At 44.5% G+C, this 9,591-nt stretch carries 10 protein-coding genes; 7 read left to right on the top strand and 3 right to left on the bottom strand.

What is annotated here, in order from left to right:
- The first annotated feature begins 117 nt into the window (after positions 1–117).
- The 4 genes from QUA16_RS17975 (at position 118) to QUA16_RS17960 (ending at position 3,360) form a co-directional block, all read left to right on the top strand.
- Positions 118–1,116, top strand: coding sequence for an iron ABC transporter permease (locus QUA16_RS17975; RefSeq protein WP_333104771.1), 999 nt, complete (start codon positions 118–120; stop codon positions 1,114–1,116).
- Between the two features lie 103 nt (positions 1,117–1,219).
- Positions 1,220–2,005 (top strand): ABC transporter ATP-binding protein, encoded by a 786-nt coding sequence (locus QUA16_RS17970; protein ID WP_333104770.1) that lies wholly within the window; start codon positions 1,220–1,222, stop codon positions 2,003–2,005.
- A 200-nt stretch (positions 2,006–2,205) separates the two neighbouring features.
- Complete coding sequence (locus QUA16_RS17965) at positions 2,206–2,448, top strand: hypothetical protein (RefSeq protein ID WP_333104768.1); 243 nt, start codon at positions 2,206–2,208, stop codon at positions 2,446–2,448.
- A gap of 3 nt (positions 2,449–2,451) precedes the next feature.
- Positions 2,452–3,360, top strand: coding sequence for an ABC transporter substrate-binding protein (locus QUA16_RS17960; protein ID WP_333104767.1), 909 nt, complete (start codon positions 2,452–2,454; stop codon positions 3,358–3,360).
- Between the two features lie 156 nt (positions 3,361–3,516).
- Here the strand turns inward: QUA16_RS17960 and QUA16_RS17955 are convergent, their stop codons facing one another.
- Complete coding sequence (locus QUA16_RS17955; protein ID WP_333104766.1) at positions 3,517–3,879, bottom strand: hypothetical protein; 363 nt, start codon at positions 3,877–3,879, stop codon at positions 3,517–3,519.
- A gap of 325 nt (positions 3,880–4,204) precedes the next feature.
- Here QUA16_RS17955 and QUA16_RS17950 point away from each other — a divergent pair, with 325 nt between their 5' ends.
- The 3 genes from QUA16_RS17950 (at position 4,205) to QUA16_RS17940 (ending at position 6,671) form a co-directional block, all read left to right on the top strand.
- A complete protein-coding gene (locus tag QUA16_RS17950) occupies positions 4,205–4,936 on the top strand; it encodes a response regulator (RefSeq protein ID WP_333104765.1) in 732 nt (243 codons plus the stop codon).
- Positions 4,937–4,950: 14 nt separating this feature from the next.
- Positions 4,951–5,550, top strand: coding sequence for an adenylate/guanylate cyclase domain-containing protein (locus tag QUA16_RS17945; protein ID WP_333104764.1), 600 nt, complete (start codon positions 4,951–4,953; stop codon positions 5,548–5,550).
- 185 nt (positions 5,551–5,735) lie between these two features.
- Complete coding sequence (locus QUA16_RS17940; protein ID WP_333104763.1) at positions 5,736–6,671, top strand: fused MFS/spermidine synthase; 936 nt, start codon at positions 5,736–5,738, stop codon at positions 6,669–6,671.
- Between the two features lie 306 nt (positions 6,672–6,977).
- On the opposite strand, the gene ccmS is transcribed toward QUA16_RS17940, so the two are convergent.
- Both ccmS and QUA16_RS17930 read right to left on the bottom strand, forming a co-directional pair.
- The gene (gene ccmS, locus QUA16_RS17935; RefSeq protein WP_333104762.1) at positions 6,978–7,409 is read right to left on the bottom strand and encodes a beta-carboxysome assembly chaperone CcmS; all 432 of its coding nucleotides are present in this window, start codon (positions 7,407–7,409) and stop codon (positions 6,978–6,980) included.
- Positions 7,410–7,700: 291 nt separating this feature from the next.
- Complete coding sequence (locus QUA16_RS17930) at positions 7,701–9,482, bottom strand: ABC transporter ATP-binding protein (RefSeq protein ID WP_333104761.1); 1,782 nt, start codon at positions 9,480–9,482, stop codon at positions 7,701–7,703.
- Between the last annotated feature and the right edge of the window lie 109 nt (positions 9,483–9,591).

Genomic DNA, 9,591 nt, shown 5'->3' with positions numbered 1-9,591 from the left:
GTCCCGCCCGTCCAAAAAGGACGGGCGGGACGCCCATCCCACTTTCAAGAGTGGAAGTTATTTAATTCTCATTCCTATGGTATTTAGTGCTGTTAACGAAGATTGTGGTGTAATGTAGTGACTCTGCAAAGAATCTGGCTAAAATATCGAGTTTTTCAGGCAGTTGTATTCTTAGGGTTGGGTTTGCTATTAACCATCGCCCTTTCGCTTTCTTTTGGTGCGGTGTCGATGAGTTCAGCTCAATTGTGGCAAGCATTTCTGCACCGAGGTGATGCTGTCAATCAAACTATTTTTTGGGAATTGCGTTTGCCCAGAGTGGCTGCAGCGCTGACGGTTGGTGCGGCTTTAGGAATGTCGGGAGCTTTGCTGCAAGGTTTGCTCCGCAACGGTTTAGCAGATCCTTTTGTATTAGGAATTTCGGCGGGTGCGGGGTTGGTTGCGATTACTATGCTGACTTTGGGAATATTTCAAACTTGGGTGCCTTTGGTGGCTTGGATAGGTGCTATTTTAACTTCGATGCTGGTCTACTTTTTGGGCAAAACTAAAACGGGAATTTCTGTGGAACGTTTGGTTTTAGGTGGTGTAGCTGTGAGTTCTCTGTTTGGGGCAATACAAACTACACTGCTGCTGTTAGCTGAAGACAGCCGTTTGCAAGCTGCTTTGAATTGGTTAATCGGTAGTTTGAACGGTCGCGGCTGGTCGGATTTGCAGGTGGCTGCACCTTATATTTTAACTGCTTTGCTGTTAGGATGTTTTTTGGGTCGATCGATAAATTTGCTGGCTTTGGGCGACGATTTAGCTGTTGGTTTGGGGGTGTCGCTGGTGCGATCGCGCTTGTTGATTGGGGGTGTTGCTACTTTGCTAGCTGCGAGTGCTGTCAGCATCGGCGGATTGATTGGTTTTGTGGGATTGGTTGTGCCTCACGGCGTGCGTTTGTTGGTTGGTAATGATTATCGGTTTGTATTGCCGCTGAGTGCGATCGGCGGTGCTTGGGTGTTGACTTTTGCTGATTTTTTGGCTCGTTTGGGTGCGGTAGAATTGCCTGTGGGTACGGTTACGGCTTTGTTGGGTTCTCCGCTATTTGTGTGGCTGCTTTATCGGCGTTCTAGTTCTTAGTCATTAGTCATTAGTTATTAGTCATCAGTCATTAGTTATTAGTAACCCATGCCCCATGCCCCATGCCCCATGCCCATTCCCAATTACCCATTACCCAAATATAATGTCTTTAGAAATTCAAAATTTAACCGGTGGTTACGGCGAAGTTGCGATCGCCCACAACATCACTTTATCTTTACAACCTGGTGAGTGGTTGAGTCTCATTGGTGCCAACGGTTCTGGTAAGTCTACTTTTTTGAAGTTAGTTAGCCGCATCCTAACTCCGCAGCAAGGAAGTGTGTTGCTTGATGGCAAAGCAATTCATACTCAACCTGCTGCTGTTGTCGCTCAAAAATTAGCGATTTTGCCGCAGCAGCAAACAGTGCCCGAAGGTTTGACGGTAAGGCAATTAGTTAGTTTGGGGCGTTCTCCTCATCAGGGTTGGTGGCAGTGGGAATTGAGCAAGGAAGATGCGGAAAAGGTGGAGGTTGCTATCACTCAAACTGGGATTGAGGAATTTCGCGATCGCCCCGTCGAACAACTCTCAGGAGGCGAACGCCAGCGCGCTTTCCTCGCCTTAGCTTTGGCTCAAAATCCGCAAGTTTTGCTATTAGATGAACCTACTACTTATTTAGATCTTTGCTATCAGTTGCAATTGTTAGAACTGCTTAATCAACTAAATATAAAACACAAATTGACGATTATTACGGTGCTGCATGAAATTAATTTAGCTGCTAGGTACAGTTCGCGGATTGCTATGTTAAATAAAGGAGAAGTTTTTTGTGTAGGAACTCCTGCACAAGTTTTAACTACGGATAATTTAGCTCAGATTTTTGGCGTAGAAGCTATCATTTTAGAAACTTCTGTAGGCTTGCAGATTTGTGCGATCGCTCCTGTTGTTCGCACTTAGTTTCGATCCCCCTAAATCCCCCTGGTTGTTGGGGAGTAGGGGTTGACTTTAAGAAGAATCTTGTTCCCCCCTCCGGCGGGGGGCTAGGGGGGATCGATTCCTAATCTTGACGAAAATACCTCGTTGCAGCCCGCACCCAAGGTAAAAACCCAGTTTCTTTGGTCGCAGTGCGTCCAGGACTGCAAATATCCCGTAAACTATTGATATTTAAATCATTCAGCACTCAATTGCGATCGAACTTCCCGTCTGATCGTTTCCGGTTGCATCGGTATTGTTCAAATGTCCAAACAGTCAACAGTCAACAGTCAACAGTCAACAGTCAACAGTCAACAGTCAACCGTCAACCGTCAACAGTCAACTGTCAACAATCATTTTTGAGTGCGATCGAACTTCCCGTCAATTCTGTCTCAACCTGGTTTAAACTCGTTGTAACTCCCGCCTAAACTATGTACAAAACTTTTTTTTATCGTACCGCTATCCTGTTGCTGAGTTTAGCATTTACCGCTTGCTCCGCCGCCACTTCACCCCAAATTCAGCAATCAACTCCTGCTGGTTCACCATCAGCAAATCAACCACAAACAACTAACAGCGAATCTGTACAGAAAGTTGTAGCTTTAACACCTTTAACCGCCGATATTATCCATCAACTCGACCCAACCAAACTTGTAGGAATTCCCGGCAGCAAATTAGTCAGCAGCAACCCCAAATTTACAGGGATTACGGCAGTCACTGGCGAACGTACCCCTCCCAATTTGGAAAAACTCATCGCATTGAAACCAGATTTGGTGGTAGGTGCATCGGGATTTCATGACCAAACAATGCAGAAGTTGCAGCAGCTTGGAATTAAAACTTTACTCACTCAAGTAGATAGCTGGAAATCCCTAGAGGAGTTAACAACTACTTTAGCTAAATCCCTAAATACTACTCCCGAACCTCTGTTAAAACGCTACCAAACATTTTTAGCAGACATCCCAAATCAAAGCCCCGCCACTTTAGTTTTGGTAAGCAGACAACCGATTTTATCGCCCAATCAAAGCAGTTGGGCTGGAGATTTGCTGGGTAAGTTTAACGTGAAAAATGTCGCAGCCCAATTGCAAGGAGATAGCCCGGTGCGAGGCTACGTGACGCTTTCAGCGGAAAAGGTTTTAGAGGCAAATCCGGAAGTTATCATTGTAGTTGATCGGGGAGAAGGAATTTTAGACCAATTTAAATCTGATTCATTTTGGAATCAACTCACAGCCACCAAAAATAATCGAGTTTACGTTTTTGACTACTATGGATTGGTCAACCCAGGTAGTATCGAAAAAATTGAGCAAGCAACTGCTCAACTTAAACAAGTTCTCGCTAAAAAGTAGAGACCCGATTTTGAGAGATAAAAAATCTCTAGAAATCCTGCAAGAAATTGACTACAATTTCTTTAAAAGTGAGAAAGCTAAAGGCATTCCAAAGCCCGCAGCGATCGGAAACCAGGTTTTTGACACTGACTCCCAATGCTGTTGGGTTGATCGCCCTTACACGGGTAAAAGCGGCACACCGCGCAACTGGCGCAGGGAATTGATGCAAAGCGGACAGTCGCAGCCAAACATCGCCACGGCGGCATCGCTTTCTTCTTCCGAAAAGTCCAGCATCGCCACAGGCTGGCCATCCGGTGACTGCCAAGCGATCGTCTGTTTAGAATCTGAAGCAGCGGTTTTGGCGGGGAGTCGCACGCAAGTCAGGCGCTGAGTGTGGGGCGATCGCACGCAGCGGGACGACGAATCAGCCGATTGGCTTGGTGTTTCGCCAATTTGAGCGGGATTTGCGATCGCGCTCAAAGACATCACAGATCCAAACAGCGTCGGACTTACCAATAAAGTGAGGAGCAATCTATTCATTTGTCGCGTTTAAGAACTTTAACGTATACAGTAGCCGATTATCTGTTGCAATTCAACAAGGTTTTCGTCCGATATCAGTACGATTTGCCGTTATTAAGGCTTAAAAGCCGAATATTTGCCCCCTTAATCTCGAATAATTGTCCGCGTATTAGCAACCAGCATTTTCTGATAAGTATCACCTTGGCTCCCCAGTTTAAGATTTGTTGCAATTTGAGTAAATTTAGCTTGCCAGTGATAACAAACTCTTCCAATGTGGGTAAACTGATTTCAGCAAGGGTTACTCGAAGCAGCGAACAAGTTTACCTCAAAAACCAGGTGGGGAGTGATGAGTACAGTTTTAGTGGTGGAAGATTCCCGCAGCCAGCGCGAGTGCATTTCACATCAGTTGAGATGCAGCGGATTGAATGTAATTCAGGCATCTGACGGTGTGGAAGCGCTGGATCAAATTGAGAAAAATTGCCCCGATTTAGTATTATTAGATGTCATAATGCCCCGTCTAGACGGCTACGGGGTTTGTCGTTTAATTAAAGCTAATCCCGAAACTCGGAACATACCGGTGGTATTTTTAACAGGCAAGGGACAGCAGTTAGCTTTATTTGCGAGGTTCCAGGGCGATCGCGCCGAGGCTTATGTTAGCAAACCTTGGCAGCCGAGGGAACTTTTGGCAACGATCAAAAAAGTTTTGCTCAATGCCAATATTAAGTTCGATCGAGCTTCAGCCGACGCTTGGACAGAATACGGAATTTTAAACTTAAGTACAGTCGAACTGTATCAAAGCCATGCCGATGCTTGGACAAAATACAGTTCTCAAATTATTAAATTGTACGATTCCAGCTTAGCAGCTTTCGAGCAAGCTTTGGCAATTGAACCGAGTCACTCGAATGCCAACAAGTATCGCAACCGAGTCCAGACAATCCGGGCAATTTTGATGAAAAAATTAGAGCAAACTAAACCTTGCAAAGTCTGCGATTATTATTACGGTAAGGATGGCATCAATTGTGCGGTGCATCCGGCTGGCCGTCCTCAAGAACTGTGTCGCGATTGGGAATTTAATTAAATAATTTAAGTCAAATGAAAACAAATAACCGCGCTAACTTAGAAAAGCTGCTGCAAGAAAGAAACGAACATCCCGAAAGGATGGCTGAAATTGATGCGAAAATAAATGAAACTTTTCGCCAAAATTACGCAATTTTAGTAATGGATATGTCGGGATTTTCGCGCACGACAGTCCGCTACGGAATTATTCATTTTTTGGCAATGATTCACCGGATGCACGGAATTGTCAAACCGATAATTTCCGAATACGGCGGCACTGTAGTTAAGGAGGAAGCTGACAATATTTTTGCAGTTTTTCCCGATGTAAAATCAGCGGTGGAAGCTGCGATCGACTCTTTGAAACACACGGCGGCTGTCAACACGACACTGCCGCCGGAGATGGATATTTACCTCTGCATTGGTATTGGCTGCGGCGATGTTTTGATGCTGGAAGGAGAGGATATGTACGGGTCGGAATTTAATCTGGCATCCAAGCTGGGAGAGGATTTGGCGGAACGGGGAGAGATTTTGCTCACCTCAGCAGCCTTTGAAAAGTTGGAAGGTGACAAGCAAGATTGGGAAAAAGTGGAACTTTCGGTTTCAGGTTTGGAATTGGTGGCGTATAAGCGACTGTAATCGGGTGAATTTCTGTTGTCTTTTCGTTCTTCGCCATGCTGGAAAATGAGAACATGAGTTGCGTCCGCCTTCACTAGAAACCCGGTTTCTTCGCAGATATCGGGCGACTCAGCCATTTTGGTAGAAACCGGGTTGATGAGGCTATTTCTTAGAGAATATCGAATTAAAATAAAATTTAAAATCAGATGATTGAGGAACACAAAACTTGGCAATCTATTAATTTATCCGCTATTCGACAGCGGCTGGCTTGGCTGCAGCAACAGCCAGACAAAGTTATTTTTTGCAAAGAGTCTGGTGTTCACTATGTTGCAGTCACAAAAGAGCGATCGCACATTAAGCTATCTTTAGTAGAAAAAATAAATCAGCAAACAGATTTACTGCAATCTGTTTTCGATTTCAACAATCCTTTACATCTAGTGTCTGAATATACTCAGGCGATGATGTTGGGTTTAGTGTGGCAAAACCAACCTCAAAGAATCTATATGGCTGGATTTGGCGGCGGCAGAATTCCCTTAGTTTTGCACCACTATTTGCCGGAAACTGTTATAGAATGTGCGGATGTAGATCCGATCGCGCTCGAAGCAGCTACACAGTGTTTTGGGGTAAAATTGGACGATCGGCTGACTGTAACAATTCAAGACGGCCGAGAGTATTTAGAACAGCAAAATCCCGATATGCAGTACGATATCATCATGACCGACGTATTTTTTGGCAACGGCTACTTTCCCCACAGGCTGGCCACCAAAGAATTTTATCAACTCTGCAAGAAACACTTGTCAAGTGAGGGAGTTGTGCTGGTAAATCTGCTGCAAAGAGATGAGTTTTATGCAGAAAAAATCAAGACTTTTCAAAGCGTGTTTTCTCAAGTGTGCGTGTGTCCGTGGAAGGACATTAACAGCGTTTTGATTGGTAGCAACAGCGCTATTTTAGACAAAGACGAGATTCTTGCTAGGGCCAAATATTTGCAAGATGGCTATCAATTTTCATTTCCCTTAACAGACAGAGCACAGGAAGTAAAATTAGGTAGTGAATTGGCGGAAGCTATACCTAATTTAGACAAAGCTCAAATTTTGCATGACGATTCGCCGCCCCCTGGTTATTTTGATTGCTGGTTATTTTGATATCTATAATAAGTCCGGCTTTACTCTTTGTGGAACAGGCATCTTGCCTGTTACTGATACAATGTTGATATCACCCAGGGATTGAAAGAGACTGCGGGATGAAATTGCCCTCTGAGTGCGATCGGATATAACCATCGACAATAGGTAAACTGAAGACAGGGGATTGCCGTTTCCCTACCCCAACATAATCAATCTTCCTCGATAAGATATCTAACCATCGCCCAATTAATTGTAGGGAAACCCCACGGCGTCGTCTCCTGACTGTAGGTTATATCACTTCCGATGCCACCGGATTTGATATAACTCCTATTTCATATATTCAACCATCTGCTGTTCCAGCTTAGCCAACAATGTATCAACATCTGTTGCGGCTTCCTCAAAACAAACAGGAGGTTCAGGCTTAGGTTCAAAAAAAATTAACTTAATTTGACCTTCTCCGATCGCCAAAATCGCCACTTCTTTCTCAGGCTTGTGAGCATTCAACACACCTACAACTTCCTGAATATGACTTTTTACTTGACGGTTCAACTCCTCAACCGCCTCTTTCTTACAATACACAAAACGGGCAGTTTCTGCAATATCAATTGCCAAAATCTCCTCGCTTTCCTCTCCCCTTTCCAGAAATAGTCCCCAAGCCAAAGCAGCCAATTCATGTTGATTAGCTTTCACAAATTTATCTAACTTGCGACTCCAGCTATTTTCGTTAGGTTTGGACTCAGGGCTATCAAATAGAAACATTTTCTCTTCTTGTTTGTATAAACTAATATTTTACAGTCAGCAGTCAGTAGTCAGTTGGCATTTGTCAGTTGGCATTTGTCATTAGTTATGATTCAAATTACCAACTATATCATGTCGGGTTGATTTGCGATCGGGTAATTTTCCCTCTAGTAGGGGCGGGTTTTACCAACAATCTACGTGTCAAACTAATTATCTCATAAACCCGCCCCGCCCATATACTTATGATGCTACCAGACATGATATTACTAATTCCCCATGAGCAATTCCCCATTACCCAAAACCGCTGCGTTTCTATCTTATACCAGATTGCACGCGCCAGAGCGCCGCATAAATTCCGTCATGTTCGATCAGTTGTTCGTGCTGCCCCGATTCTACCACCAGCCCCTCTTCCATGACACAAATGCAATCGGCATTGCGGACAGTAGAAAGACGGTGGGCGATCGCAATTGTAGTGCGATTCTTGGTAATTCGTTCGAGCGATCGCTGAATTGCCGCCTCAGTCTCGTTATCCACCGCTGAAGTAGCTTCGTCAAGAATCAAAATCGGCGGATTCTTCAAAACAGCCCTCGCAATTGCAATTCGCTGCCGCTGACCCCCCGACAATTTTTGACCGCGTTCCCCTACAATAGTGTTGTAACCGTCCGGCAATTGGGCGATAAACTCGTGCGCTTCTGCAATTTTCGCAGCATTTACTATCTCTCGATTGGTTGCCTCAAAACTGCCGTAAGCAATATTTTCTGCCACCGTACCGTGGAACAAAAATACATCTTGACTCACCAATCCGATCGCTCTACGCAAATCTTTTAAATTCAGGTTATTTAATTCTATACCGTCGAGATAAATATTGCCATGCTGTACCTCGTACAGCCTCAAGATTAGTTTCACCAGCGTACTTTTACCCGAACCAGTAGCCCCAACAATCGCAGTAGTTTTCCCCGCAGGTAGAGTCAAGGAAAAATACTGCAAAATCGGTTTTCTTTGATTATAAGAAAAGGTAACATTTTTAAATTCCAACTCACCCTTAATCGAACTAACCGGCCGCCGAATATCACCCGTGCGAATTGCGATCGGAGTATCCAACAAATTCATCACCCGATTAGTCGAAGCCATTGCGCGCTGGTATTGATCCAGAGTATCTCCCAGGCGAGTCAGCGGCCACAGCAACCGCTGGGTCAAAAACACCAAAACGCTGTAAGTTCCCACAGACAATCGGCCCGCCACAACATCCAAACCGCCCAAAAATAGTGTTGCAATAAACCCCAAGAAAATCACAACCCGAATCAGCGGAATAAAAGCTGCCGAAAGTACGATCGCCCGTCGGTTGCTTTGGCGGTAAGCTTGGCTTTGTGTTTCGATACGCTGAATTTCATAATCTTCGGAAGTAAAACTTTTAATAGTAGTAATTCCCATCAAATTATTCGACAGTTGCCCGTTCAGAAAACTCACCTTTTCCCGCACATCAGCATAGAGAGGAGCGAGGCGGTTTTGAAAGGCGATCGAACCCCAAATAATAAAAGGTATGGGCAGCATTGACAGCCCCGCAACACCAGGAGAAGCAGCAAAAAAAGCCGCACCAATCACAACAACCGTTGTCATTACCTGAATTACTTCATTAGCGCCGTCGTCCAAAAAACGTTCTAGTTGATTGATATCATCATTGAGAATAGAAATCAAACCACCAGTGCTGCGTTCTTCAAAATAAGCTAATTCTAATTCCTGCAAATGGCTGTAAGCTTCCAGACGCAAATCGTGTTCAATATCCTGAGCCAAATTGCGCCACAAATAATCATAGGCATATTCAAAAATAGATTCCAACGTCCAAACAACCGCGCTCAAAAGAGTGATAATTGCCAGTTGCCAAAAGACATCTTTTATGCCCCACTGAGCGAGGATAGAATCTTGCTGTTTCACCACCACATCAACGGCAATACCGATTAATGCTGGTGGCGCTAAATCAAAGAATTTATTCAGCAGCGAACAGATACTTGCCAGCCAAGCTTTCAGGCGGTAGCGGCGCCCGTACTTCAGCAGCCGCTTTAGGGGATGGACAGGTTTTGATGGATTTGGTGACAATTGAGGATTGGGGGTAATTGGGCAATTTTTAGATTTTGCACTACTCTCACAGCTTTAGAAACGGGCAAGATGCCCGTTCCACAACTAAGAAATTGTCTTTTAGAACGGG

It is taken from the genome of Microcoleus sp. S13_C3, assembly GCF_036700905.1.
Taxonomy (GTDB): domain Bacteria; phylum Cyanobacteriota; class Cyanobacteriia; order Cyanobacteriales; family Microcoleaceae; genus Microcoleus.
This window is presented reverse-complemented; position numbering and strand designations above follow the sequence as displayed.

Coding starts and splice junctions, on each gene's coding strand:
- ccmS (WP_333104762.1), bottom strand. CDS start 7,409: ATGTTTCTATTTGATAGCCCTGAGTCCAAACCTAACGAAAATAGCTGG.
- QUA16_RS17970 (WP_333104770.1), top strand. CDS start 1,220: ATGTCTTTAGAAATTCAAAATTTAACCGGTGGTTACGGCGAAGTTGCG.
- QUA16_RS17940 (WP_333104763.1), top strand. CDS start 5,736: ATGATTGAGGAACACAAAACTTGGCAATCTATTAATTTATCCGCTATT.
- QUA16_RS17955 (WP_333104766.1), bottom strand. CDS start 3,879: ATGAATAGATTGCTCCTCACTTTATTGGTAAGTCCGACGCTGTTTGGA.
- QUA16_RS17950 (WP_333104765.1), top strand. CDS start 4,205: ATGAGTACAGTTTTAGTGGTGGAAGATTCCCGCAGCCAGCGCGAGTGC.
- QUA16_RS17945 (WP_333104764.1), top strand. CDS start 4,951: ATGAAAACAAATAACCGCGCTAACTTAGAAAAGCTGCTGCAAGAAAGA.
- QUA16_RS17960 (WP_333104767.1), top strand. CDS start 2,452: ATGTACAAAACTTTTTTTTATCGTACCGCTATCCTGTTGCTGAGTTTA.